Annotated in this window: 26 protein-coding genes; 14 read left to right on the forward strand and 12 right to left on the reverse strand. The window is 64.0% G+C overall.

Annotation, left to right across the window (positions count from 1 at the left end; all coding sequences use genetic code 11):
* Positions 1–9: 9 nt before the first annotated feature.
* Positions 10–1314, reverse strand: coding sequence for an alpha/beta hydrolase (locus XH80_RS15095; protein WP_271599234.1), 1305 nt, complete (start codon positions 1312–1314; stop codon positions 10–12).
* A gap of 371 nt (positions 1315–1685) precedes the next feature.
* Between XH80_RS15095 and XH80_RS15100 the strand changes: the two genes are divergently transcribed.
* Both XH80_RS15100 and XH80_RS15105 read left to right on the forward strand, forming a co-directional pair.
* On the forward strand, positions 1686–3050 hold the full coding sequence (locus XH80_RS15100) for an APC family permease (protein ID WP_271599235.1): 1365 nt from the start codon (positions 1686–1688) through the stop codon (positions 3048–3050).
* A 14-nt stretch (positions 3051–3064) separates the two neighbouring features.
* Positions 3065–4264, forward strand: coding sequence for a hypothetical protein (locus tag XH80_RS15105; protein WP_271599236.1), 1200 nt, complete (start codon positions 3065–3067; stop codon positions 4262–4264).
* On the opposite strand, the gene XH80_RS15110 is transcribed toward XH80_RS15105, so the two are convergent.
* Positions 4265–4477 (reverse strand): hypothetical protein, encoded by a 213-nt coding sequence (locus XH80_RS15110; protein WP_271599237.1) that lies wholly within the window; start codon positions 4475–4477, stop codon positions 4265–4267.
* A 91-nt stretch (positions 4478–4568) separates the two neighbouring features.
* The gene (gene yidD / locus XH80_RS15115) at positions 4569–4907 is read right to left on the reverse strand and encodes a membrane protein insertion efficiency factor YidD (protein ID WP_271599238.1); all 339 of its coding nucleotides are present in this window, start codon (positions 4905–4907) and stop codon (positions 4569–4571) included.
* 230 nt (positions 4908–5137) lie between these two features.
* Between yidD and XH80_RS15120 the strand changes: the two genes are divergently transcribed.
* Entirely contained in the window at positions 5138–6034 is an 897-nt protein-coding gene (locus tag XH80_RS15120; protein WP_271599239.1) for a hypothetical protein, read from the forward strand.
* Positions 6035–6045: 11 nt separating this feature from the next.
* Here the strand turns inward: XH80_RS15120 and XH80_RS15125 are convergent, their stop codons facing one another.
* Positions 6046–6501 carry an iron-sulfur cluster assembly scaffold protein gene (locus XH80_RS15125; protein WP_271599240.1) on the reverse strand — a complete coding sequence of 152 codons (456 nt, stop codon included), beginning with the start codon at positions 6499–6501 and terminating at the stop codon, positions 6046–6048.
* A gap of 241 nt (positions 6502–6742) precedes the next feature.
* Between XH80_RS15125 and folE the strand changes: the two genes are divergently transcribed.
* The 4 genes from folE to XH80_RS15145 all read left to right on the forward strand — a co-directional run bounded on the left by folE (position 6743) and on the right by XH80_RS15145 (position 10443).
* Complete coding sequence (gene folE, locus XH80_RS15130) at positions 6743–7435, forward strand: GTP cyclohydrolase I FolE (protein ID WP_271599241.1); 693 nt, start codon at positions 6743–6745, stop codon at positions 7433–7435.
* Between the two features lie 27 nt (positions 7436–7462).
* Positions 7463–7885 (forward strand): phosphoribosyl-AMP cyclohydrolase, encoded by a 423-nt coding sequence (gene hisI, locus XH80_RS15135; protein WP_271599242.1) that lies wholly within the window; start codon positions 7463–7465, stop codon positions 7883–7885.
* A 218-nt stretch (positions 7886–8103) separates the two neighbouring features.
* Entirely contained in the window at positions 8104–9111 is a 1008-nt protein-coding gene (locus XH80_RS15140; RefSeq protein ID WP_057744359.1) for a transglycosylase, read from the forward strand.
* Between the two features lie 156 nt (positions 9112–9267).
* Positions 9268–10443, forward strand: a complete 1176-nt coding sequence (locus tag XH80_RS15145) for a DUF2336 domain-containing protein (RefSeq protein ID WP_271599243.1) — start codon at positions 9268–9270, stop codon at positions 10441–10443.
* Positions 10444–10557: 114 nt separating this feature from the next.
* Here XH80_RS15145 and XH80_RS15150 read toward each other — a convergent pair whose 3' ends face one another.
* The 3 genes from XH80_RS15150 to XH80_RS15160 all read right to left on the reverse strand — a co-directional run bounded on the left by XH80_RS15150 (position 10558) and on the right by XH80_RS15160 (position 12580).
* The gene (locus XH80_RS15150; RefSeq protein WP_271599244.1) at positions 10558–11136 is read right to left on the reverse strand and encodes an Hpt domain-containing protein; all 579 of its coding nucleotides are present in this window, start codon (positions 11134–11136) and stop codon (positions 10558–10560) included.
* Positions 11137–11166: 30 nt separating this feature from the next.
* Positions 11167–11712: a response regulator gene (locus XH80_RS15155; protein WP_057745877.1), complete on the reverse strand. Its 546-nt coding sequence runs from the start codon at positions 11710–11712 to the stop codon at positions 11167–11169.
* Between the two features lie 88 nt (positions 11713–11800).
* Positions 11801–12580 carry an NAD kinase gene (locus tag XH80_RS15160; RefSeq protein WP_220002556.1) on the reverse strand — a complete coding sequence of 260 codons (780 nt, stop codon included), beginning with the start codon at positions 12578–12580 and terminating at the stop codon, positions 11801–11803.
* Positions 12581–12827: 247 nt separating this feature from the next.
* On the opposite strand from XH80_RS15160, the gene XH80_RS15165 reads away from it, so the two are divergent.
* Entirely contained in the window at positions 12828–14393 is a 1566-nt protein-coding gene (locus XH80_RS15165) for a S10 family peptidase (protein WP_271599245.1), read from the forward strand.
* Here XH80_RS15165 and XH80_RS15170 read toward each other — a convergent pair.
* Both XH80_RS15170 and XH80_RS15175 read right to left on the reverse strand, forming a co-directional pair.
* Positions 14383–15768 (reverse strand): serine hydrolase domain-containing protein, encoded by a 1386-nt coding sequence (locus XH80_RS15170; protein WP_271599246.1) that lies wholly within the window; start codon positions 15766–15768, stop codon positions 14383–14385. The two genes, XH80_RS15165 and XH80_RS15170, sit on opposite strands and share 11 nt — an antisense overlap.
* A gap of 109 nt (positions 15769–15877) precedes the next feature.
* Positions 15878–16420, reverse strand: a complete 543-nt coding sequence (locus XH80_RS15175; RefSeq protein WP_271599247.1) for a tetratricopeptide repeat protein — start codon at positions 16418–16420, stop codon at positions 15878–15880.
* A gap of 248 nt (positions 16421–16668) precedes the next feature.
* Here XH80_RS15175 and XH80_RS15180 point away from each other — a divergent pair, with 248 nt between their 5' ends.
* The 4 genes from XH80_RS15180 (at position 16669) to XH80_RS15195 (ending at position 19155) form a co-directional block, all read left to right on the forward strand.
* Positions 16669–17061, forward strand: a complete 393-nt coding sequence (locus XH80_RS15180) for a His-rich protein BRANT (protein ID WP_271599248.1) — start codon at positions 16669–16671, stop codon at positions 17059–17061.
* Between the two features lie 225 nt (positions 17062–17286).
* The gene (locus tag XH80_RS15185) at positions 17287–17682 is read left to right on the forward strand and encodes a hypothetical protein (RefSeq protein WP_057745855.1); all 396 of its coding nucleotides are present in this window, start codon (positions 17287–17289) and stop codon (positions 17680–17682) included.
* 285 nt (positions 17683–17967) lie between these two features.
* Positions 17968–18672 (forward strand): outer membrane protein, encoded by a 705-nt coding sequence (locus XH80_RS15190; protein WP_271599249.1) that lies wholly within the window; start codon positions 17968–17970, stop codon positions 18670–18672.
* Between the two features lie 240 nt (positions 18673–18912).
* Complete coding sequence (locus tag XH80_RS15195) at positions 18913–19155, forward strand: DUF6719 family protein (protein ID WP_057745935.1); 243 nt, start codon at positions 18913–18915, stop codon at positions 19153–19155.
* Between the two features lie 36 nt (positions 19156–19191).
* Here the strand turns inward: XH80_RS15195 and XH80_RS15200 are convergent, their stop codons facing one another.
* Together XH80_RS15200 and XH80_RS15205 are read right to left on the reverse strand one after the other, a co-directional pair.
* Positions 19192–19446 (reverse strand): hypothetical protein, encoded by a 255-nt coding sequence (locus XH80_RS15200; protein WP_220002546.1) that lies wholly within the window; start codon positions 19444–19446, stop codon positions 19192–19194.
* 306 nt (positions 19447–19752) lie between these two features.
* Entirely contained in the window at positions 19753–20148 is a 396-nt protein-coding gene (locus XH80_RS15205; protein ID WP_271599250.1) for a hypothetical protein, read from the reverse strand.
* Positions 20149–20250: 102 nt separating this feature from the next.
* On the opposite strand from XH80_RS15205, the gene XH80_RS15210 reads away from it, so the two are divergent.
* Positions 20251–20418 (forward strand): hypothetical protein, encoded by a 168-nt coding sequence (locus tag XH80_RS15210; RefSeq protein WP_271599251.1) that lies wholly within the window; start codon positions 20251–20253, stop codon positions 20416–20418.
* A 205-nt stretch (positions 20419–20623) separates the two neighbouring features.
* On the forward strand, positions 20624–22318 hold the full coding sequence (locus XH80_RS15215; RefSeq protein WP_271599252.1) for a methyl-accepting chemotaxis protein: 1695 nt from the start codon (positions 20624–20626) through the stop codon (positions 22316–22318).
* Positions 22319–22597: 279 nt separating this feature from the next.
* On the opposite strand, the gene XH80_RS15220 is transcribed toward XH80_RS15215, so the two are convergent.
* Positions 22598–23353 carry a dienelactone hydrolase family protein gene (locus tag XH80_RS15220; protein ID WP_271599253.1) on the reverse strand — a complete coding sequence of 252 codons (756 nt, stop codon included), beginning with the start codon at positions 23351–23353 and terminating at the stop codon, positions 22598–22600.
* Positions 23354–23392: the final 39 nt, after the last annotated feature.

The following is a 23392-nucleotide window of genomic DNA, read 5'->3' on the forward strand; positions in this document are numbered from 1 at the left end:
GTGTCCGGGCTAGCGGCTCGGTGCCGATGAGCTGGCAGCCGCAACGCGTGTCAGCGCCAGCGCCGGCGTTGCCGACATCTTCACCAGTACGTCCTTGAGCGGGTATTGCGTCCAAGCGCGGTTGACGTAGTCGCGATGGGTGATGCCCTCGCCGGTTTCGACGAACACGACGCTGCCCGGACGCAAGGGGCCGTCCATGTCCTCGGAGACACCGATACCCTTTTGCTTGAGCATGCTCATCAGCTCGCGGTCGCGCCGTGCCGTGTAGTGGGTGTAGGAGCTGACGAAGAAACCGGAGCGGTGGCTCTCGATCCAGGACGCGAACTTGTCCATCTCGCCATAGACCGCATCGAGCAGCACGACGCCGCGGACGCGATCGCTGATGCCGCCGACCTCAAGGCTCCAGGCGGTCGGCAGGAAGCCGCCGCTATAGCCGACGATCACGATCGGCATGTTGGCGAAGGCGCGCGCGCTGTTGGGATCGCCGGTCAGCTGAGCGAGGTGGCTCGCCGATTCCTCCATGAAGCGTTTGAGGCCGCCGGGCTGCCAGAATTTTCCGGCGCTGGAATCGGCGGCATCGACGGCCATCTGCGGCGCCAGCAGCACGGCGTTGGCGCCGGAATCGGTGATTTGCTGCGGCACCAGCTGGCGGTCGCGCACGTCGCGCTCGAGCGTCGCGCCGTTGCCGTGGAAGAACACCACGATCACGCCAGGCTTGCGTACGTCGAAATGTTCGGGGACGTGCACCAGCACGCGGCTGTCGTTGTAGGTCTCGTCCTGCCAGAACACGCGGCCCGAATAGCTGCGATGGCCGCGACGGTCACCCTTGGAGATGTTGAGAAAGGGCGCGTCGGAGGCAGGGTTGTTGCCGAAATAGGGGAAGGCCGAGGACTTCATGCTGACGAGGGTCGTCAGATCCTGGCGCGGCGGACGCTGAAAGGGGACCTGCGGCGCGAGCGAGGCGACCTTGTAGGGCGCCTGCTCCGGCTGCTGCTGCACGGCGCGCTTGGGTGAGAAGTCCGAGATCTGCCGCTGCAGGAAACTCTCGCTCGCCGAGGGAAAGCGCTCTTTGAACTGCGGGGCAGGGAAGCGATCCTCGAACGTGTCGCCGCTTGCGACCCGCTGATTGGCGGCCTGCGGGTTGGTCTTCGCAACGACCTGGACGTTGGCCTGCGAGCTTGCCGCAAGCGCTGTCGGATTGGGCGACTGACCGCATTGAACCAGCGTGAGCGACAGTGGCACCAAGCCTGAGGTCAGGGCGATCCGAAGCGCGCGACCGCGCGCCCAGGACCCCCAGGTCCGGTCAGCGCGCATGTCTGCCCTCAATTTAGGAACGGCCCCGACCATCCACCCATGACCCCAAGCATGACCCCATCCAAGTCACGAACCATCAGCAATCTTTAAGACCATTGAGCCGACTGGCGTTTAGGCGACGTTAAGCGTCCGGAGAAACTTCCCCACCTCCGGAATGACCGAAAATTGCCACGCAATCGTGTCGCGATTGTGGGAGAGACAGGCGCATCAGCGCGGCGGACTGCGGGTTTGTTGGGCCAAAGCGGGGAGAGAAGGTGGCTAGTTACCGATTTTGGCCGCCTCATTTAACCCTTGTTAACCCTGCTTGAATTGACTGAACCAATCTGCACGATGCCTCCAACGAGGCTCGACGCCTGAGGCTCAAGGACCAGATGACGGCATCAGATGCGGGAACTGCGCCCTGGAGCGGGCGACTGACCGGCGGCTCCGGCGTTTCCGTTCTGGTCGCAACCGCGATCGTGGTTGCGGACATGATCGGGGTGGGCGTCTTCACCAGCCTCGGCTTCCAGGTCAAGGATATCCCCTCGGGTTTCTCCATCCTCGCGCTATGGACGGTCGGCGGCATCGTCGCGCTGTGCGGCGTGTTTTCCTACAGCGAGCTGGGCGCGATGTTTCCGCGCTCGAGCGGCGAGTACAATTTCCTCGGTCGCGCCTATCACCCGGCCTTCGGTTTCCTTGCCGGCTGGGTCTCGGCGACGGTCGGCTTCGCAGCGCCCGTGGCGCTCGCGGCCATGGCGTTTGGCGAATACGCCAAGTCGGTGATGTCAGATCTTCCGCCGATCCCGCTTGCCATCGGCGTCGTCTGGCTGGTCTCGATCGTGCAACTGACCGGCGTGAGGCATTCGTCGACCTTTCAGTTGATCTCGACCATTCTCAAGGTCGTGCTGATCATCGCTTTCCTGATCGCCGGCTTCGTCATCGGTACGCCGCAGCCGATCTCCTTTGCTCCGCACGCTGGCGATCTCGCCCATATCGTGAGCGCGCCTTTCGCGATCGGGCTCGTCTTCGTGATGTACTCGTTCTCCGGCTGGAATGCCGCGACCTACATCATCGGCGAGATGAACACGCCGCAGCAGAGCCTTCCGCGCGCGCTGCTTGCGGGTACGCTGATCGTCTTGGTGCTGTATGTCGCGCTCAATGCGGTGTTCCTTTATGCGACGCCGATCAGCGCGCTGGCGGGCCAGCTCGATGTCGCAAGCGTCGCCGGCAGCGCTATCTTCGGCGCGCTTGGCGGCCGGATCGTCGGGGCAATGATCTGCGTCGGCCTGATCTCCTCGATCAGCGCGATGATGTGGATCGGCCCGCGCGTGATGATGACGATGGGGGAGGACATTCCCGCGCTGCGCGTGTTCTCGAAGCGATCGGTGAGAGGCGCGCCGGCCTACGCCATCCTGTTTCAGCTCGCGGTCGCCAACCTGCTGCTGTTCACGCGCAGCTTCGAGGCTGTGCTCGACTTCATCCAGTTCGCGCTCTTGTTCTGCTCGTTCTTCACGGTGGCCGGCGTCATCAAGCTGCGCATCACCGATCCTGATTTGCCGCGGCCTTACCGCGCCTGGGGATACCCGTTCACGCCGCTCATTTTCCTGCTCGTGACCGCGTTCATGATGTACTACCTCCTGACCGAGCGGCCCGTGCAGTCGCTGTCGGGGATGCTCGTCATGCTCGCGGGCCTGTTGATTTATGCTGTTTTCCGCAGGCGGCCGGTCGCCGCAGCCAATTCACACAATCGCGAATAGACATGTTTCGACCCATGAGATTTGCGGCCGTCGCTCTTACCCTGCTGGCCGCGACCATCTCGTCCGTGCGTGCGGCCGAGGTCACCTATGACGACACCGCGCGCTTCCTCGCGGGCATGCAGCCTTCGGCGGATTCGCCGCTGATGGCGCTGACCAGGGACCCCTCCTGGCAGCATCACGCAAAATTCTTCGACGGCGCCTTCGCCCAGCTCGAGCAGCGGCAGCTATCGAAGATCCGGAGCTGGGCCGACGTCAATCTCGCCGCGCCGCGGCCGACGATGTTCTATTTGTTCAGTGGGCCGGATTTCCTTTACGCCAACGCCTTCTATTCCAAGGCCAGCACCTATGTGCTGGGCGCGCTCGAACCTGTTGGCGCGGTGCCTGATTTGACCAGGCTGTCGCGCGGCTCGGTCGACGCCGCGCTGTACAATGTCGAGCGCTCGCTCGGTTCGATCCTGAGCTTTTCCTTCTTCATCACCAAGCAGATGAAGGTCGACCTGCACACCAATCAGGTCAACGGCACCTTGCCGATCCTCTACGTTTTCCTGGCGCGCTCCGGCAAAACCATCCGCAACGTCGAGATGGTCGCGCTCGACGACAAGGGCGGAGTACACGTCGGCAATGACAATCCTGGGCCGAACGCCACGCGCGGCGTCCGCATCACATTTGCCGGCAGCGACGGTGAGGCGCGCACCCTGTATTATTTCTCGACGGATCTCTCCAATCCTGGGGCACGCGCCGCCGGCTTCCTGAAATTCTGCGAGACGCTCGGCCCGGGCAACAGCCTGATCAAGAGCGCGTCCTATCTGCTGCACTCCGGCAACTTCACCGTTGCGCGCGACTGGCTGCTTGCCAACAGCGCGACCATCATCCAAGACGATTCCGGCATTCCGCTCGCCAACTACAATCCGCGGCAATGGCGCTTTTTCCCGTTCGGCCGCTATCTCGGTCCGATCAACGAATTCCCGGGCCGCTATCAGGACCGTTACGCCGAGTTGTTCACGCGCGCGCAGCCGATCGATTTCGGCGTCGGCTATCGCTGGCGCATGCACGAGTCGAATTTGCTGCTGTCGGTGAAGGTCGCGGGGGGCGATGCGCTGCCTGCCGCGGAGACGTCCTCGTTCGCCGAGCCGCCGCCGAAGCCGCTGCGCCCGAAGCGGCCGCGTCCACCCGAACCGATCCCGCCGCCGGGACGATTCTTCTGGTTCCGTTAGCTACCAGTGCACGCTCTGGCTGGGCTCGATGAATGCCGTCGTGCTTGGCGGCGTTGCAAGGCTTGCGGCCAGATACCACCCGGAACCGATGACCAGCACGAGCAATGCGACGATCGCGATCATGTCGACGGTACGCGGATCGTGATCCCTGGGATTGAAGCTAAGATGCAGACCAGGCCTGAAATGAAAATGACGGCTGATTTTCCAGCGCATTGTTGTTTCCTCCCGCGGGAGCATCACGACAACGCGAGGGGGAAGTTCCAGTTCCGCTCAAGGCAGCGATGCGTGAAGCACCGCAGCATGGTTACGAGGCGTTGACGCCGCGCCAGCGGCCGTAGCGCCACGGCAAATACCAGCGTGCGCTTTGCGGGGCAGCGAGAGGCACGTTGTCGATGCCTGATGTGCCGAAGGGATTGCAGCGCAACAGCCTGGCGATTGTCATCCAACCACCGGCCCAGAGTCCGAAGCGCTCGATGGCTTCGTCGCCGTATACGGAGCAGGTCGGCAGATGTCGGCAGTTATAGCCGACCAGCGGCGACAGCGTATGTCGGTAGAGCCAGATCAGCGCGCGACCGAATCTGCGCGGCAGCCGCAGTGCCTGGGCAACGGGTGCGGAACAATGCTCGCAGGCTGAGTGCTTCATGTGCGATGTGCCGACGTCCTGTGCGCACCAATGCTCGGTTCCAGCGCAGGGAACAGAGAGCTGTTGTACGCGCGCCATATTTTGCCTGCTTTCAGGGAGCAGTGCAGCAAGTACCTATGGACGATCTGTATTCCCCCGGATACCATTTTTGTGACGTCCGTGTGTAGACTCGCGGGAACATCGATACGGGGCTTGCCTGAATCGCCTTGGGGCTTGGGGAAGGAACCAGTTTGAAAGTTCTGAAGTCGTTCAACCTTCGTGGCTGGTTGCTGGTGGGAACCGCCGCTTGTGGCGTCGTGTTGGCGGGGGCCATCGCGACCCTTGGCTCGCCGGCCAGCGCTGGCGCCTCGCTCGAAGAGCGCAAGCTGCCGATGAAGTTTGGCTGGGTTGCCTGCGAGCCCAATTGCCGCGGCTGGGTCAGCGCGGTCGGCATTATCACCCCAGATACTCCGAAGGACTTTGACGATTTCGCCCGCGGCCGGCAGCTCGGCGGCGCTACAGTGGTGCTGGATTCCAGCGGCGGTTCTGTCAACGACGCGATCACGCTGGGCCGGCGCTTCCGCAATCTCGGTCTCCTGACCACCGTTGGGGTCACGCAGCAGAACGGCGGCGGGAAGGCCGCTCGTCCGAGGGTCGCCTCGGAGGCCTATTGCGAATCCATGTGCGTGTTCCTGCTGCTGGCCGGCAAGAAGCGCTACGTGCCTGATGCGGCCCATGTCCGCGTCCATCAGATCTGGATGGGCGATCGCGCCGACGACGCCAAGGCGGCAAGCTACAGCGCGCAGGATTTGATGATCGTGGAACGCGACATCGGCCGGCTCGCCAAATACACCTTCGACATGGGCGGGGCGGGGGATCTGCTGTCGCTCGCTCTGAACGTGCCGCCGTGGGAAGATCTGCATGAGCTCGATGCGTCTGAGCTGAAGCTGACCAATCTCGTCACGACCGATCTGGTGTCCGACGTCCTGCCGCATGTGGACGTCGCTGCGCCTGCAATGGCGGACCTTGCGCCAAAGACGCAGGCAAGGTTCGGCGAGGAATCGGAGCCTGCCAAGTCGACCAAGACGGCGGAAGCGCTGGTCCCGACCGGCGGCGTGGCGACGCCGGCCGCGGCGACGCAGAAGTAAGAGCCTCAGTCTCAGGCTTGCACGGGGGCCGGGTGCTTCGCCTTGGCCTCGATTTGGCCGATCGCATCGACCACGGCATCGAAGGTGAGGAGCGTCGAGGCATGACGCGCCTTGTAGTCGCGGACCGGCTCGAGGAATTTAATCTCTTCCCATTTGCCTTCAGGAGGAGCGCCGTTCTCCTTGAGCATCTTGCGAACGGTTTCGCGTAACTCACGGAGTTCGCTCGCAGTCGAGCCGACCACGTGACTTGCCATGATGGATGAAGAGGCCTGGCCCAGCGCGCACGCCTTCACGTCATGCGCGAAGTCGGTGACGGTGTCGCCCTCCATCTTGAGGTCGATCTTCACTGTCGAGCCGCACAGCTTGGAATGGGCGGTAGCGGTGGCATGGGGGTCCGGCAACCGTCCGAGGCGCGGAATATTACCGGCCAGCTCGATAATCCGCTTATTATAGATGTCGTTCAGCATGTGATGGAGTCCAACACTTACCTGCCGGATCGGCCTTGGCTGGCGCGGTCCAGGGTCCTATATAGGGGCGGAACTGGCGGAAAAACAGTCCGGCGGTGCGTCGGCGGTGATCCATATCCGCTCAGCCGGCGTTGTGCCGAGTGGCCTTTTTCGTCAAAACCGCTCTCTTCAGGCGTCCGGCGGCTTGTCCGCCCCGTCTGCCGGTGACACTCCGGCCGCAAGGCCGTCGAACGGAGTAGACATGGACGCAACGATCAAATCCATCCGCCCGAACAAGCCTTCCGACCGGCAGCCCGAGAGCCGGCCGGCCGAGCTTGACCCCGCTGAATTCCTCGCGGCCGCTGTCCGCGCCGACCAGCCGCGCCCCGCGCGTGCCGAGGCGGAAGCGGCGGTGAAGACGCTGCTCGCCTATATCGGCGAGAACACCGAGCGTGAGGGCCTGCTCGACACGCCGCGCCGCGTGGTCGAGGCTTTCGACGAGCTCTATCAGGGCTATCACCAGTGCCCGGCCGAGGTGCTCGATCGCACCTTCGGCGAGACCGCCGGCTATGACGACTTCGTGCTGGTGCGGGACATCGAGTTCACCTCGCAGTGCGAGCATCACATGATGCCGTTCTACGGCAAGGCGCACATCGCCTATACGCCAGTGGAGCGCGTCGTCGGACTGTCCAAGCTTGCGCGCCTGACCGACATCTTCGCCCGCCGGCTCCAGACCCAGGAACATCTGACGGCGCAGATCGCAGCGGCGATCGACGAGATCCTGAAACCGCGCGGCGTTGCCGTCCTGATCGAGGCCGAGCATACCTGCATGTCGGTGCGCGGCGTCGCCAAGCATGGCGCCTCGACCTTCACCAGCCGCTACACCGGCATGTTCCGCGACAATCCTGCGGAGCAGGCCCGGTTCCTGTCCATGGTGCGAGGCATGACGCGCTGACCTCGCGAACAACTGGCGAGATTTGTCGTGTCAGCTCACTCCCATGAGATCGAGGAAGGCCTGGCTTTCCTGCCCAAGTTCGATGCGAATGGCCTCGTGACCTGCGTGGCGACGGACATCGCCACCGGCGACGTCCTGATGGTCGCGCATATGAATGAGGAGGCCTTGCGCAAGACCATTGCCACCGGTGAAGCCTGGTACTTCAGCCGTTCGCGCAATGCCTTGTGGCGGAAAGGTGAGACCTCGGGTCAGACCCAGCGCGTGGTCGAGATCCGCACCGATTGCGACCAGGACGCGGTCTGGATTCGCGTCGAGCAGATCGGCGCGGCCTGTCACACCGGCCGAAGGTCGTGCTTCTATCGCAAGATCGAGGCCGAAGGCGGGGGCGCAAAGCTGGTGTTCGTCGATGCGGACAGACTGTTCGATCCGAACGCGGTCTACAAGAAATAGGCCCCCGTCATTCCGGGGCGCGCGAAGCGCGGGCCCGGAATCCATTGTACGGCATCACCCGCGATTCGATGGATTCAGGGCTCATCGCTGTGCGATGCCCCGGAATGACGGCGGTCCCGGAATTAACCCCGCATTAACCATACATGTCCCACGGTGGGACGATCGGGCGTCCGAATTGCCGGCGCCGCTCAAACGCCGCGCGGGGCGGGCGCTACATCATGTCGGTCGACAATTCCAGTGCCACGCAGATAGCCGCGAGCGACGGCTTGAAGCGCGTCGCTGGTGCGATCAAACAGGGCTCGAACCAGACCGGCGTCAGCTTCGAATACATGCTGACCACCGCCAAGATGGAATCGGATTTCGATCCATCGGCCGGCGCCACCACGTCATCCGCCCACGGCCTCTATCAGTTCATCGATCAGACCTGGCTCGGCACGGTGAAGGAGGCGGGTCCCCAGCTCGGCTATGGCAACTATGCCGATGCCATTACCAAGACTTCGTCGGGCAGCTACACCGTCGACGATCCCTTCATGAAGCGCTCGATCATGAAGCTGCGTGACGATCCAGAGGCCGCATCCAGCATGGCGGCGGCGCTGACGCAGTCCAACAGCTTCAAGCTCACCGGTCTGCTCGGCCGCAGGCCATCCGACAGCGAGCTCTACATGGCGCATTTCATGGGTGTCGGCGGCGCGGCGAAACTAATCGCCAATGCCGAAGACAATCCGCAAGCGGTCGGTGCGCGGCTGTTTCCCAATGCGGCATCCGCCAACCGCTCGATCTTTTACGCCAGGGACGGCCGCGCGCGCAGCGTCTCTGAAGTCTATTCGGTGCTGAATGCGCGCTACGCCAGCGCTTCGAACGCGAAATCGACGCGCAGCGCGATGGCGATGTATGGCGACACGCCCTCGACCACGCAGGTCGCCGCCGCCAATGGCGTGCAGCCGATGGTCAACAGCGCCGCCTATCTTCAGACCTTTCCGGAGGCGCGCGGCGTGACGCCGGTGAGCGCAACATCGGCAGCCAGCGTCGCCGACAACACGCCGGTCACGCCGGCCTTCCGCTCGATCTATCAGCCCGGCGATGCGACGCAGCCGGTCTCGACGACGGTGCAGAAATTGTGGGGCAACAACGCCTCGCTCACGTCAGTCGCCTCGGCAACACCGGACGTGCGCCCGCCGCAACCGCTCGATCTCTTCAGCGATCGCAGCGGCGCATACTCCAGCTAGCGCGGCCGCGCCCGCTCGGCGACTTTCAGCCCTTAACAAATCATCAATAAAACCAGCGAGTTATGGTGAACGCTTTGTTAAGCGTCGTGGTTTATTTTGTGTTGCAGGTGACATCCAGTCACCGCTTCGTTTTCCGTTGCGTAAGCCGGAAGCAACATGATTGTTCGGCAGTTCATCAATTGGATCAGGACCGCGCCCGCCGGTGAGCGGGCGGAGGCAACGCGGGCGTTGGCCCGGGCCTGGCTCATCTCAGATCTTTCCCATGACGACCGCGTCGCCGCTGAAGGCGCGCTTTTGATGCTGCTCGACGATCCTTCGCCGCTGGTGCGGCAGGCGATGGCCGAGGCTTTTGCGCGCAGCACGGACGCTCCGGCGTCGATCGTGCGGGCATTGTCAGCGGAACAGCCGACCGTGGCGCTCCCCGTGCTCGAACATTCGCCGCTGCTGATCGATGCCGATCTCGTCGACATCGTCGCGACCGGCAATGACGAGGTGCAGTGCGCGGTCGCCCGCCGCATCAACCTGCCGGTCTCGGTCTGCGCCGCCATCGCCGAGGTCGGCTGCGCGGCTGCGGCCCTCGAGCTGATCGAAAATCCCCATGCTGAGCTCGCCCCGTTCTCCTGGACGCGCATCGTCGAGCGCCACGGCCATCTCGCCGCGATCCGCGAGGCGATGCTGGTGCTGGATGATATTCCGGCCGCAACGCGCGCCGCGCTGGTGGCAAAACTCTCCGATACGCTGGCCCAGTTCGTCGTCGCGCGCAACTGGCTGAGCGCCGATCGCGCCGAGCGCATGACGATCGAGGCCCGTGACCGCTCCACCATCAACATCGCGGCGCGCTCGCGCGGCGATGACATGCAGGGCCTGGTGAAGCACCTGCGCGTCACCGGCCAGCTCACCGCGGGCCTGATCCTGCGCGCGCTGCTGTCGAGCAATCTCGACCTGTTTGATGCAGCGCTGGCCGAGCTCGCCGACCTGCCGCTGGCGCGGGTCTCGGCTCTGCTGCACGATCGCGGCGGCAACAGCCTGCATGCGCTGCTCCGTCGTGCCGGGTTGCCGGAAGCAACCTTCGCCGCATTTCAGGTCGCGCTCGATGCCTGCCACGAGCAGGGCTATGTCGATACCGACGACACCGCGGCGCGCTTGCGCCGGCGCATGGTCGAGCGCGTGCTCACCCATTGCGAGAGCGACCGCGGCGCCACCGAGCCGCTGATGGTCCTGCTGCGCCGCTTCGCCACCGAATCAGCGCGCGAAGAGGCCAGGCTGTTCTGTGACGAGCTGGTCGCAGAGGACGCGATTGATCCGATGTATGACGATCTGATCGCGGCTTAGCGAGGTGCCGTAGGGTGGGCAAAGGCGCAAAGCGCCGTGCCCACCATCCATCAATGATAGCGACAGATGATGGGCACGCTACGCTCTTACGATGCCGATCGTGATGAGAGCGTGCTACTCCACCGGCACGATGCTCGGCGCCAGGATCACCTCGAGATGCTCGGGGCGGTCGCGGTTGACGTCTGTGAGATAGTCGTCGGCGACCTTGCGCAGACGGCGGCTGAGTTCGGCGGAGACGCTGATGCTGTCGAGCCTGGTGTTCTGGTGCACGATGGCGAGGATGGCGTTGATGTGGTGCGTGAACAGCTCGGCCGGAACCTTCTCGAGGTCCGGGGCATGCTCGATGATGCGGCACAGGCTCTCGGCAACTCCCGCCGCGGCCGGAAAACCGAACGTCGCCGCGTCGCCCTTGATGTCATGCGCGGCGTGGAACAGTTCGTCGCGTCGTTCCTTGCTGAAGCCGTCGTTACGAATTGCGACGTAGGCGGTCGAGAGACGGTTGACCTCGGTCGTCATCCAGCTCTTGAACTCGCCGGATAAACCGGCCAGCGCCTGCTCGGCGCGGCCGATCGGATCATCCATGTCCTTTTCCTCGACCCGACGCAGGACTTTGCGCAGCGGATTGGGCTGCGTGATCACGTGATGCGTGGCAAAGGCCTTGACCTCGATGTCCTTTGCGCTGTTCTTCGCCATGATGCCTGCCTCGCCTGATGAGACGTTGCGCTAGATGGTGGAGCGGGCCTTGTCGAGCAGTGAGGGCTGCTGGAGCACCTCGTGCTTTTCGCCGACACGGCGCTCCGGACCCATATAGGCGGAATTGGTGTTGCGGCGCCGGTCGGGGCCGAAATAGGTCTTGGTCTTGATGAAGGGCCGGGGGCTGGCGACGACGTTGAGGATGCGCTGGTAGAGGCCCTTGGCCGATATCGGCTTGGCGAGGAATTCGGTGACGCCGGCATCGCGCGCGACCGTGACGCGGCGCTTCTCGGAATGCCCCGTCAGCATGATGATCGGTGCGTAGGGATTGCCCTTGGATTCCGGCTGCCGGATCATCTGTGCCAGCTCGAGCCCGTCGAAGATCGGCATCGCCCAGTCGGTGATGACGATGTCGGGCACGTAGTGGCTGTACATTTCCAGCGCAGTGGCGCCGTCCTCGGCCTCATAGACCTCGCGGGCGCCGAATGAATGCAGCAGCGTCCGCAGGATGCGGCGCATATGCGGATTGTCGTCGCAGACGAGAAAGCGCAGCTTGTTGAAGTCGATGCGGAACATGACGCCCGGGCCAAAGCGGTCAACCTTCGTTAACCATATCGTGGCTCGGGTTAACGAAGCGTTGCCATCGGGCGCCCGGGAGGGGGCCTCAATAGCCGAACTGCTCGCGCAAAATTCGCTCTTCCAGGCTGTGGCCGGGGTCGAACAGCATGCGCATCGAGATGGATTTGTCGGACAGGACTTCGACGCGCCGGACCCTGCGCACCTCCTCATGGTCGGCGACCGCCGCGACCGGGCGCTTGTCGTCTTCCAGCACCTCGATCACGACATAGGCGGTGTTGGGGAGCAGGGCGCCGCGCCAGCGCCGCGGCCGGAAGGCGCTGATCGGCGTCAGTGCCAGCAGCGCCGCGTTGATCGGCAGGATCGGGCCTTGGGCGGAGAGATTGTAGGCCGTCGAGCCCGCCGGCGTTGCGACGATGATGCCGTCGGCGATCAGCTCGGGCATGCGCTCGCGCTCGTCGATCAGGATGCGCAGGCGCGCCGCCTGGGAGGTCTGCCGGAACAGGTAGACCTCGTTGATGGCGTGGTGCAGATGGACCCGGTCGTTGACGTCAGTCGCGCGCATCAGCAGCGGATTGATCTCGGATTCATGCGCCGCCTCAAGCCGGGCGCGCAGATCATGCGTCGAGTACTCGTTCATCAGGAAGCCGACCGTGCCGCGGTGCATGCCGTAGATCGGCTTGCCCGAGCGCATGTGGTGATGCAGCGTCTGAAGCATCAGCCCGTCGCCGCCAAGCGCGACCACGACGTCGGCCTCGTCAGGATCGCAATTGCCGTATTGCGCCGTAAGCTGGTGGAAGGCGGCCGCGGCCTCGCTGCCCGGGCTGGCGACGAAGGCGATCCGTTCGTATCGCGATGGCTTGGTCATGGCTTCCAGGCAGGTGCCGCTGGCTCGAGAAAGGTCCGCCGAGGTCGTCTATACGACCTGGGCCCGTATTGTCGAGGATGACCGGTTGGCAAGGCAAACGCGGGAGGCTGACCGGACGTCCCGTCCGAGGGCAAAAGCCGACTTCATCGGCCCCGGAAAGCCAATCCGGGGTCTCCGATCCCCCAAACCGTCGCAATTGGCGGCTATTTCCGGGATTGAGAAGCACCGAGGGGGCAGGAGAACAAACATGTCGATGAGCTTGCCGATGCAATGCCGTGCGGGGCTGGTGCTTGCTGTCGTTGCTTTCGCGCTCGCGGGCCCGGCGCGGGCGGACGATCCGCCGCAGCCACGCAACGAGGCGTCAACGCCCGCCGGACAGAAGACCGGGCGCGGCGGCAATGCACAAAATGCGGCGCAGGCTTCGCCAGCGGCTTCCGATCGTCGCCTCCCTGATGACTCGACCACCAAACAGACCCTCGATCTGCCGGGCCGAGCCCTCAACTTCGCCGCGACCGCCGGCTCGATCCGGGTCTTCAATGAGAAGCGCGAGCCGCTCGCCGACGTCGCCGTCACCTCTTACGAGCTCGACGGCGCCGACCGCGCCACGCGTCCGGTGACGTTCCTCTTCAACGGCGGGCCCGGCGCATCCTCGGCGTGGCTCCAGTTCGGCGCGGTCGGGCCATGGCGGCTGCCGCTTGATGGCGAGGGGCTGTCGCCGTCGGCCTCGCCCGAGGTGAAACCGAACGCGGAGACCTGGCTCGACTTCACTGATCTCGTCTTCATCGATCCTGTCGGTACCGGCTACAGCCGCGTCATCGCGAGCGATGAGGATGCGCGCAAGCGGTTCTACTCGGTCGACGGGGATGTCAACTCGATCGCGCTCGTCATTCGCCGCTGGCTCGAAAAGCACAACCGGCTGACCTCGCCGAAATATGTCGCGGGCGAAAGCTATGGCGGTATTCGCGGGCCGAAGGTCGTGCGTCAGTTGCAGATTCAGCATGGCGTGGGCGTCAGAGGCTTGATCCTGGTGTCACCGCTGCTCGATTTCCGCGAGTTCACCGGCACCAGCCTGCTGCAATATGTCGCGAGCTTGCCGAGCTACGTGGCGGTGGCGCGCGAAGCCAAGGGACCGGTCAAGCGCGCTGATCTCGCCGACGTGGAGGCCTATGCGCGCGGCGAGTTTCTGGCTGATCTCGTCAAGGGCGAGGCGGACAAGGAAGCCACCAATCGCCTCGCCGACAAGGTTGCCGAACTCACCGGCATCGACCAGGCAGTAAGCCGCAGGCTCGCCGGCCGCTTCGATGTCGGCGAATTCCGTCGCGAGCTCGATCGCAAGAACGGCATGGTGACCGGGCGCTATGACGGCTCGGTGCGTGGTCTCGATCCGTATCCGGATTCGGGCAGCTCGCGCTTTGGCGATCCTTCCGGCGATGCGCTTCAGGCGCCGCTGACGAGCGCCGCGGTCGATGTGCTCACGCAAAGACTCAACTGGCGGCCCGACGGCTCTTATGAAGTCCTCAATGGCTCCGTTGAGCACAACTGGGACTTCGGTGGCGGCATCAACCCACCGCAATCGCTGTCGGAGCTGCGCCAGATTCTCGCCACCGATGCGAAGCTGAACGTGCTGGTCGCGCACGGTCTGTTCGATCTCGCGACGCCCTATTTCGGCACGAAGCGGGCGCTCGACCAATTGCCGGCCTTCGTGACAGCGCGCGTGAAATTCGTCGTCTATCCCGGCGGTCACATGTTCTATTCGCGCGACGGCTCGCGGCAGGCGCTTCGCGGCGAGGTCGAGGCGCTGATCAGGGAGTAGGCCGTCGTTTCCGCGGCGGATAGCGCCGCGCGATCTCGCGCGCCACGACGCTTCCGGGTTTGAGGTTTGCTCCGCCAAGCCAGACGTCGCGGATCTTGCCGCGCTTGTCGCGGGCGCGGCGCACCGGCTCGCCGTGGCTGGAATAGCCGGCTGCCCAGACGAGCTTGCCGGTATCGCGGCCAGTGACCTCGATCTCGCCGGCGTCCATGAAGGGATTGTTGAACTGCGGGTTGGCGACGAGCACGCGGTTGCCGCCCGGCACGAAGTCTGTCGCGCCCCAGATCGTCCACCAGCGGCCGGTCCAGTCGCGCACGCGTCGGTCGGGTGCGCCACGTGTTTTGAAGACGCGCAGGATCTGCATCGCGCCGTCCATCCAGAACGGTGCGGCGCCGTCGATGGAATTGCTGAAAATGCTGATCGCGAGCTCGCATTCGGGAATTGAGCAGGTCCGCGAGATATAGCCCTGGAAGCCACCGCCGTGGCCGAACCAGTCCCATCCGTCGGTCTTGCCGGCGTTGACGCCGAGGCCGTAATAGGCCTCGAAGCTCTGCGGCACGCGCCAATGATGCCGTGTCATCTCGCGGCGGCTCGCGACCGACAGAACGCTTTTCTTCGCGTTGGGGGCAAGCTGGGCAAAGAATCGCGCGGTGTCCGCGGCGGTGGCAACGAAGCCCGCGGCTGACGCCAATGCATGGGCCGGATTGTCGCCCGGGATCACGCAGCGTTCGCCCAGCGGCAGCTTGCGTGTATGGCCGCGCGCGAACAGCGCGCCCCTGGGAAGCGGCGTATTCGGCTCGGTCTCGCGAAGGCCCGCAGGCTCGATGAGCTCGCGCTTGATCCAGGCGGAGTAAGGCTCCTTCGTCACGGCTTCGATGAGGAGGCCCATCAGGGCAAAGCCGTGGTTGGAATATTTGAAACGCGTGCCTGGCTCGATCGCGGTCGGCTGCTTCAGCTCGTCGAGCAGCTCTTTGGCGTTGAGATAGGGGCGGCTGTCGATGAACTGGCCGGAATCGACGCCGTCCCGCGTCAGCCCGGCGCTGTGCGAGAGCACCTGCGCAATCGTCGTCTCGGCGACGCGCGGATGCAAACCGCTGACATACTGGCCGACGGGATCGTCGAGCCGGAGCTTGCGCTGCTCGCGCAGCTTCATGATGCCGGCCGAGGTAAAGCTCTTGGAGTGCGAAGCGATGCGGAAGCGATGGCGCGGGGTGAGCTTCTCGCCGGTATCGAGATTGGCAAGCCCAAATGCATGCTCGGCGACGACCTCGCCGCGATGGACGAAGGCAAGCAGGACGCCTGGCTGCTGGAAGGTCGCCTGTTGGAATTCGATCCAGGAGCCGATGTAGTCGATCGCGGATCGCAGCCACGTGTCCATTGCGCCACCGGTTTGTGAGGGAGGATGGGTGTGTGAAAGCTAGCCGAGAAAGCAGAACGGGCACAACCGGAAGGTTGTGCCCGTTCGCGTCCTCAGAAGATGCGATTTCTCAGTAGACGAGCGTCGCGCCGGTCGGCTTGTCGAGCGCGGCAGCCAGCGAGCGATATTCGGAGCTGTCGGTGCCGGCGAGCGAGGCGATCTTGTTCAGGTGATACTGCGCCTGTTCGCGGTTACCCTGCTCGAGCTGCCAGAGGCCGTAATACTGCCAGGTGCGGACGTGGTTCGGATCGTCCTTCAGCGCGATCTCATAATAGACCTTCGACGACTGGTAGTCGCCGAGCTTGCGATAGGAGTAGCCGATCAGGTTGGCGACGTCGGCGACGTCCTCACGCTTGAGCTGCTTCAGTTGGCCGATCGCATCCGTATAGTCGTGCTTGTCGTAGATCGTGGTGTACGCGGTCCGGTACGCCGCGAGGAATTTCGGATCGCTGACGGAAGAGCTCTTCTTCTTGCCCTTCTTGGTCGACGTATCGGATTTCGGCGGCGAGGAGGGCTCGTCACTGCCGGCGGCATAGGCGCTGGTCAGAGCCGGTCCGGCCGCCAAGCTCATGGCGACAAGTCCCGGCACAAGAAGCGTTGCGAGTCTGCGCATCTAAGTTCTCCCGAATGGAACGTGGCGATCCTACACGATTGCCTAAAGACCGGAACACCCGGGCGGCAAAAACATTCCCTGCCGCCTCTGGGCGGTTCGGCGGCCGCAAGATGACAAACTTGTCATCCAGATGAACGGAAGCCTGCTACGCGCTTCAGAACGGGTTCAGCGCGCGCCGTCTAGGCTCTCCCCCATGATCGAAGAGTTGGCGAGAGGCCGCCTCAAGATCCTTCCAAGAGGAGACCACCATGTTGAAGACCATTTCCGCAGCCTTGCTCGCAGCTTCCGTCATCGCCGCTCCGGCCTTCGCCAAGGATGCAGCGAAGGATGCCGCCAAGACCACCGCGACTGCCCCGGTGATCAAGGCGGACCAGACCCAGAGCAAGGTCTCGACCCCCGCTGCCAAGCCCGACGCCGGCGTCAAGGCCGATGCCAAGACGGCTGACAAGACTGCCGACATCAAGTCGCCTGCCAAGGTCGATACCAAGACCAAGGCGATGAACGCCAACGCCGCGGTCACGCCGGACGAGCACAAGGCCGTGCGGACGCATCGTCATCACCACAAGCATCTGTCGGTCAAGAAGTCGCTGAAGACGCAGTCGGGCCTCACCAAGCCGGTGACGACCGAGAAGCGCAGCTAACAACTGACCCCAGCGAGGCGGCGTCCCTGGCATTGCCCCGTCGTCTCGCGCGGAGTTCAGGCCCGGCCCGTTCGTCATGCTTCGCGTCATAGCGCGAGGTGCTGACGGCGGGTCGGTGCGCCGTTTGCGGAAGCGAATTCCCTTTGTGCAACCTTGGGGCTAGAACGTCTGCCGAACCGACTGACTGGAGAACTTGATCCCTTGGGGCAATTGGCGAAACGCGCGATGGTCCTGTTGCTGCCTCTGGCGCTCGCGGCCTGTTTTGGCGATGGTGACCGTCCGTCCCTGATGGAAGGGGCCCAGGCCGGCGGCCCGCAGCCGTTTCCCGACAATTTTCGCGGCGACGCACTGGCTCTGATTCACGCCTATCTCAACAATCCGGTCGGCGTGCGCGACGCCAGCATGGCGGATCCGGTGCTGCGTGAGATCGGTGGACGGCAATTCTACATCAGCTGCCTGCACTTCACGCCGCGGGAGACTGACGGCAGCTACAAGGCCATGCGCGAGCGCGCCGTCGTCTATGTCAATGGCAGGGCCGACCGTGTCGTCGATCGCGCCAGCGAGCTCTGCGCCGGCGCGGTTTACGCACCCTTTCCAGAACTGGAAAAGATGACGCGGTAGCGCAAAGCCCGCCTTCATCGCGGACTGCTAGATCAAGAGCAGCCGGAGCTGCTGGATCACATTTTGGCGAGCTTTGAACGAGGCGAGTTTCCCTTGCGACAAATCGTTACGGCAAGTTTTGCGCGAACGAAAATCGGTCGCGGCAAGCGGACGTGACGGAACAAAATCGCGATGTTGCCGCCGCGTCACAGTAACGAACGATCAACGTTCCGGCATCGCCGCGAAGCAACCAAATTCAAGCCACGTTGTTTCCCGAGGGTCGAATTTGAAAGAACGGGGATGATCATGAAGAGGTTTTTGCTGGGCGCAGCAGCTCTGCTGGCGCTAGCCGCACCGGCGGCCGCGGCAGACATGCAGCCGCGCCCCTACACCAAGGCTCCGGCCTACACGCCGCCGCAGGTGATCTACAACTGGACCGGCTTCTATATTGGAGGCCATGTCGGCGGCGCCTTCGCAGGCGACACCACCTTCCAGTCGAGCGACGCCCGCTTCCTGGGTGGCGTGCAGGGCGGCTTCGACTACCAGTTTGCGCCCAATTGGGTGGTGGGTATCGAGGCCCAATATTCCTGGCTGCCGACCAACAACAAGGGCGTCACGTTCCCGCTCGGGACGCAGGTGACATCGAACACGGACCAGATCGGGTCGGTGACCGGCCGCCTCGGCTACACCTGGGGCCCGGCCCTGCTTTATGCCAAGGGCGGCTACGCCTGGCGCAATGGCGGCCTCGGCGTCAACGTCGCCGGCGTGCCGCAGCCCTTCACCGCCAGCGGCAACAGCAAGGACGGCTACACCGTCGGCACCGGCCTCGAATACATGTTCGCGCCGAACTGGTCGGCCAAGGCCGAGTACCAGTATTACAATTTCGGTAGCACGACGATCGCCTCAGGTCCGGCCGACGTCGTCGGCGTCCGCGGCCGGGACGACGAGCATACCGTCAAGGTCGGTGTGAACTACCGCTTCGGCTGGGGTGGCCCGGCCTCGCGCTACTGAGCCGCCCGGAGCGACCACGATCCGACAAAGGCCGGCTTTCCGCCGGCCTTTTGTTTGTCGGCGCCTGTTGTTTTCATTGTGTGAACCATCTGGCGCGTCATTTGCAAGCCAACGGTCTTGCGGGCGCATTCTCTCGCGTGTCACGGGCATCGGGTAAAGCAAAAATAATTTTTGCGACTTACGGAACTCGTGCTCCGGTACGCGGATTATGGCAATAACCGGGCTGGTGGGATGACGAACATGCGTATCTTGGCGTCGGTGGTGGTCGTCGCGTGCTTCGCCGCGCTCCCCTGCGCTGCCCAAACAATCCTCAAATCCGAGCCTCTGATGTTGGCACCTTACGAGGTCGCCTTCGTGAAAGACGCCTCCTGTCCCTCCGGCAAGGTGCTGAAGGTTACCGGAGCAATCCGCGGGCTGCATCGCCGCAAGGCTTGCGTGTCGCTCGCCGGTGAGCAGGCATCGCTGGCGATCGCGACACCCTGAAGTGCGCTTTGCACCGAAGCACGTCTTAGCCGGAGCTCACGAACTGAGCTGAAGCTCCATCCTGGATTCCCGCTCGGCGTCCGCCTTGTTCTTGGCGGGATCCTCGCCTTGGGCGGCCCGGCAGGATTTGATCTCGTAGTCGTTGTCGAGCACCCGGCGCGGACCGTGCCGCTCGTCGTCGGTCCCGACGTCCACGACCAGCCCGCTCCGTTGCGCGAGCTTCCAGACGTCGGCTTCATCAGGATAGGCCTTGCTGATCTGGCTGTCGTTGCAGAACAGGGCGTACGGCATGCTTCCCGCTCCCGGAAAACGCGTTAACGGCTTACGGGCGCGGCCGGTTCCTGAGCGATCACGGGCCCGTGATCGGCTATGGGTACTTGGATGCAAGGCGGGACCTGAGTCCTTAACGAGTCCTGAATCCTCCAAAAAAGAAACCTTGGGACTCGTTTGGCGGAATCAGCGGATGTTTCCGGCCATGACGACCGACCTCAAAACCTGCTGTGGGCACCTGCTCCTGCCACTGACGCTGGCACTGATCGGCGCCTGTGCAGCCAATCTTTGGCTGGTGTGGTCCTGGTTGTAGGGGACGGTCCGATCCTACTTGCGAGCCGTCGGGGGCGCGTCGGTATCGCGGATGGCGGCGCGGAGCTTGGTCAGTGTCGCCACACAATATTCCTCGCGTTCGCGCTCGAACCGCTCCTGATGCTTCCTGAAATCGGCGATGCGGGTCTGCATCTCGCTGCGGAAGTCGCTACCCATTCGCGGTGCGGGGGTGAGAAGGGGCTGGGGCGCCGGGTTGATCGGCGGGGGCGGATCGGCCTGCGCCTGTTCAAGCGTCACGGTCGTGGCCCGGACGGAGACGATCTCCGTTGCCAGGACCGGAGCAGCTGCAGCGGTATCCGGCTGACGGAAATCGTCCTTCTTGCCAGCAACCGATTGCACGAAGGCCAGCGTCTGCGCGATCAGAGCGTCGCGCTCCCTGATCCACTTCATGATCCACCACCCTGTTTGACCCATTCCACCAAAGCCGGGGCACCGAATCAAGAAGGTTGACCGGGGGTTGCATATTTTTCCCAGTCGCCTGACATTAGTCGGATGGATTCCAGCGCCGACCCGTCGGGCGAAGTGCAGGGCTTGCGCCTTGTGCGCGCCTTCCTGTCGCTGCCGCCCGAGAAGCGGGCGCAGGTGATTGCGTTCGTCGAGGATCTCGTGCGTGCCCATGTCCGACCAGATGACTGCCGGGAGGCCTCCCCGGATCACTAGCGCTGGCGCGGATGCCCGTTCGCTAGCCCGCGGAACGCCTTGAAAGGAGGCTCAAGCTTACGCAGGGCTTACGGTCAGGCTCGATTGGGTATTTTTCCGTAACCTCATTCACGACGCTTATTATCAAATGTTAATTTCCTCCGGTTCCAATGCGGCCGCTGGGACAGTTCCGGCGTAGGAACCGGGTATTTGAAGGCGGCTGCGAATGAGCTTTTTGAATAATTTGAAGATCGTGTTGAAGGTTGCGCTGATCGTGACCGTGATGGGCTGTGCCCTGGTTGCGGTTGCGGCCTTTGGCATTCGCGAGTTGTCGGCGACGGTCGACGGCTTCAGCGAAGTCACAGCGATGCAGTCGGCTGCCCTCAACCTCGTACGCGCCCAGCGCCGCGTCGAGACCTATCACGCTGCGCTCTATGCGGTACTCACCGAGACGACCGAGGCGGGCAACGCCAATCGCCTCAGAATCGCGAACCAGAACCGCAATGAAGTCGGCCAATATATGACCGCTGCGGAACGGGATGACCCCGCACGTGCGGCCGAAACGCGGAGCGTCGGCGAGCAGCTGAAGGCCGCCTTTGCGGGCTGCGATCCGGTGCTCCAGGCTGGCGCGGCGGCAAGCACCCCTGAGGACAATGTCAAGGCCGCGGATCGTGCCCACAAGGAGTGTGACCCGCTGATCGATGCGGCCCTCGAGCGCGTGGCCAAGTTCACGTACACGACCAAGGCCGTGAACCAGCGCAAGGAAGCCATTGAGGCCGACGCCAAATCCGCGACCTGGACTGTGATGAGTGTCAGCGCCGGCGGCCTGATCATTGGCATTGCGATTGCGCTCTTCATCGGCCTCGTGGCGATGTCGAAGCCGATTGCCCGTCTCAAGGCCGCCATGGAGGGCTTGGCGCGCAACGACCTCCAGACGGAAGTGCCCGACAAGGACCGCCGCGACGAGATCGGCGAGATGGCCAAGACCGTCGAGGTGTTCAAGACCAACGCGATCGAGGTCGAGCGCCTCAAGGCCGCGCAGGTGGAAGCCGAGCAACAGGCCGCCGAGCAGCGCCGCCGTGACATGTTCAACCTCGCCGATGGCTTCGAACGCGCGGTCGGCGAGATCATCGATACCGTCGGATCCGCTTCCACCGAGCTCGAAGCCTCGTCCTCGACACTCGCTACGACGGCGAAGCGCGCCCAGGAGCTGACCTCGGTGGTCGCAGTCGCCTCGGGCGAGGCCACGGGCAACGTTCAATCGGTTGCGACCGCCGCGGAAGAGTTGTCGTCCTCGGTCAACGAGATCAGCCGGCAGGTGCAGGAATCCGCGCGGATGGCGAGCGAAGCTGTCAACCAGGCGCGCACCACCACCGAACGCGTCAGCGAGCTCTCGATCGCAGCCACGCGCATCGGCGACGTCGTCGAGCTGATCAACACCATTGCCGGCCAGACTAACCTGTTGGCGCTGAACGCCACCATCGAGGCGGCACGGGCAGGCGAGGCCGGCCGCGGCTTTGCCGTCGTCGCCTCCGAGGTGAAAACGCTCGCCGAGCAGACCGCGAAGGCGACCGGCGAGATCAGCCAGCAGATCTCCGGCATCCAGACCGCCACCCAGGACTCGGTGATGGCGATCCGCGATATCTCCGCAACCATCGAGCGGCTGTCTGAAGTGTCCTCGACCATTGCCGCCGCCGTCGAGGAGCAGGGCGCCGCGACCCAGGAGATCTCGCGCAACGTTCAGCAGGCCGCTCACGGCACCCAGCAGGTCTCGGCCAACATCACCGACGTGCAGCGCGGCGCCGCTGAGACCGGTTCGGCCTCCTCGCAGGTGCTCTCGACCGCGAAGATGCTGGCGACCGACAGCACCCGCTTGAAGGACGAAGTCGGCAAATTCCTGCGGACGGTGCGCGCGGCCTGATCCCGCGCGAGGACGGCCCGGCGGCCCCGCCGCCGGCGCGCCGCAGCTCCTATTGCGGCAGCAGGAACGCCATCGCGATCGCGAAAAGGAAGAGCGTTGCGACGACGGCCGTGACGGCTCCGGCGATGCTCTTGGCGCTCTCTCGGCTGGTGTAGGAAGGCATGCAAGCGCATGCTACCTCATTCAGACTGTTGATCCAATCTGTGGTGGCTCGCCTTCCCCGCGCTTTTCCTGCGAAGAACATCCACATCATGGGTAGCTGAAGCCGCCCTGAAGCGGTCAGGTGGCGAGCCGTGCCTGGAAGAATTTCGTGACCCGATCGATCGCATCCTGAGTCATCGGGTCTGTGTCCGAGAAATCAAAGCCGTGGGCTCTGCCGGGATAGGGCACGAATTCGGCGTCGGCGCCGGCCAACTTGCCGAGCGCAACCAGCCGCCGGCCTTCCTCGATCGGGATGTTCTTGTCGGCCTCGCCGTGCAGTACGATCAGCGGCGGCAGGTGCTTGATCTTCGTGGCCATGGCGTGAGGCATGCCGCCATAGAGCACAGCGAGGGCTGCGATGCGCCTGTCACGCGCGGCCGCTTCGGCGGCGATGTAGCTGCCGAGCGAGAAGCCGAGGAGGCCGATGCGTCCCGAACTGTCGGGTCGGCCGAGGACATCAGTCACGGTGGCGGCGACCGTGTCGGCCCAGCCCTCGAACCGTTTCGTTTCATAGGCCTCACGTGTCTCGTGTGAGGTCGATGTCAACGCAACCATGTCGGCTGGCGCCATGTAGCTGAGAAAATAGGTGTCGATGCCCTGCGCCGTCAGCGCATCGGCGTAACGCTCGTAAGCGCGCGGTTTGATCTCGACCCCGTGGGCGCCGTGCAGCGCGATTACGGCAGGACGTCTCTCTGATCCGGCCGCCGCATAGCGCGACACGGAGAGGCTGTCCCCGCCGGAGGCGATCTTAAACTCTTGGCTGGGAGCGCCATGCGCGGGGATCGGCAACAGAAGGGTGGCAAGGCCGGTCAGGGCCGTTCGTCGGGTGATCATCAGCGAACTTGCTCGCGGGAGATTTTGGTTTGATATCTC

The sequence above is a fragment of the Bradyrhizobium sp. CCBAU 45384 genome, assembly GCF_028128665.1.
Lineage (GTDB): Bacteria > Pseudomonadota > Alphaproteobacteria > Rhizobiales > Xanthobacteraceae > Bradyrhizobium > Bradyrhizobium manausense.

What these genes read in the sequence shown, in the direction of transcription:
- XH80_RS15095 (WP_271599234.1), bottom strand. Translation starts at nt 1,314, where the DNA reads ATGCGCGCTGACCGGACCTGGGGGTCCTGGGCGCGCGGTCGCGCGCTT.
- XH80_RS15100 (WP_271599235.1), top strand. Translation starts at nt 1,686, where the DNA reads ATGACGGCATCAGATGCGGGAACTGCGCCCTGGAGCGGGCGACTGACC.
- XH80_RS15105 (WP_271599236.1), top strand. Translation starts at nt 3,065, where the DNA reads ATGAGATTTGCGGCCGTCGCTCTTACCCTGCTGGCCGCGACCATCTCG.
- XH80_RS15110 (WP_271599237.1), bottom strand. Translation starts at nt 4,477, where the DNA reads ATGCGCTGGAAAATCAGCCGTCATTTTCATTTCAGGCCTGGTCTGCAT.
- yidD (WP_271599238.1), bottom strand. Translation starts at nt 4,907, where the DNA reads ATGAAGCACTCAGCCTGCGAGCATTGTTCCGCACCCGTTGCCCAGGCA.
- XH80_RS15125 (WP_271599240.1), bottom strand. Translation starts at nt 6,501, where the DNA reads ATGCTGAACGACATCTATAATAAGCGGATTATCGAGCTGGCCGGTAAT.
- folE (WP_271599241.1), top strand. Translation starts at nt 6,743, where the DNA reads ATGGACGCAACGATCAAATCCATCCGCCCGAACAAGCCTTCCGACCGG.
- XH80_RS15140 (WP_057744359.1), top strand. Translation starts at nt 8,104, where the DNA reads ATGTCGGTCGACAATTCCAGTGCCACGCAGATAGCCGCGAGCGACGGC.
- XH80_RS15145 (WP_271599243.1), top strand. Translation starts at nt 9,268, where the DNA reads ATGATTGTTCGGCAGTTCATCAATTGGATCAGGACCGCGCCCGCCGGT.
- XH80_RS15150 (WP_271599244.1), bottom strand. Translation starts at nt 11,136, where the DNA reads ATGGCGAAGAACAGCGCAAAGGACATCGAGGTCAAGGCCTTTGCCACG.
- XH80_RS15155 (WP_057745877.1), bottom strand. Translation starts at nt 11,712, where the DNA reads ATGTTCCGCATCGACTTCAACAAGCTGCGCTTTCTCGTCTGCGACGAC.
- XH80_RS15160 (WP_220002556.1), bottom strand. Translation starts at nt 12,580, where the DNA reads ATGACCAAGCCATCGCGATACGAACGGATCGCCTTCGTCGCCAGCCCG.
- XH80_RS15165 (WP_271599245.1), top strand. Translation starts at nt 12,828, where the DNA reads ATGTCGATGAGCTTGCCGATGCAATGCCGTGCGGGGCTGGTGCTTGCT.
- XH80_RS15170 (WP_271599246.1), bottom strand. Translation starts at nt 15,768, where the DNA reads ATGGACACGTGGCTGCGATCCGCGATCGACTACATCGGCTCCTGGATC.
- XH80_RS15175 (WP_271599247.1), bottom strand. Translation starts at nt 16,420, where the DNA reads ATGCGCAGACTCGCAACGCTTCTTGTGCCGGGACTTGTCGCCATGAGC.
- XH80_RS15180 (WP_271599248.1), top strand. Translation starts at nt 16,669, where the DNA reads ATGTTGAAGACCATTTCCGCAGCCTTGCTCGCAGCTTCCGTCATCGCC.
- XH80_RS15185 (WP_057745855.1), top strand. Translation starts at nt 17,287, where the DNA reads ATGGTCCTGTTGCTGCCTCTGGCGCTCGCGGCCTGTTTTGGCGATGGT.
- XH80_RS15190 (WP_271599249.1), top strand. Translation starts at nt 17,968, where the DNA reads ATGAAGAGGTTTTTGCTGGGCGCAGCAGCTCTGCTGGCGCTAGCCGCA.
- XH80_RS15195 (WP_057745935.1), top strand. Translation starts at nt 18,913, where the DNA reads ATGCGTATCTTGGCGTCGGTGGTGGTCGTCGCGTGCTTCGCCGCGCTC.
- XH80_RS15200 (WP_220002546.1), bottom strand. Translation starts at nt 19,446, where the DNA reads ATGCCGTACGCCCTGTTCTGCAACGACAGCCAGATCAGCAAGGCCTAT.
- XH80_RS15205 (WP_271599250.1), bottom strand. Translation starts at nt 20,148, where the DNA reads ATGAAGTGGATCAGGGAGCGCGACGCTCTGATCGCGCAGACGCTGGCC.
- XH80_RS15210 (WP_271599251.1), top strand. Translation starts at nt 20,251, where the DNA reads ATGGATTCCAGCGCCGACCCGTCGGGCGAAGTGCAGGGCTTGCGCCTT.
- XH80_RS15215 (WP_271599252.1), top strand. Translation starts at nt 20,624, where the DNA reads ATGAGCTTTTTGAATAATTTGAAGATCGTGTTGAAGGTTGCGCTGATC.
- XH80_RS15220 (WP_271599253.1), bottom strand. Translation starts at nt 23,353, where the DNA reads ATGATCACCCGACGAACGGCCCTGACCGGCCTTGCCACCCTTCTGTTG.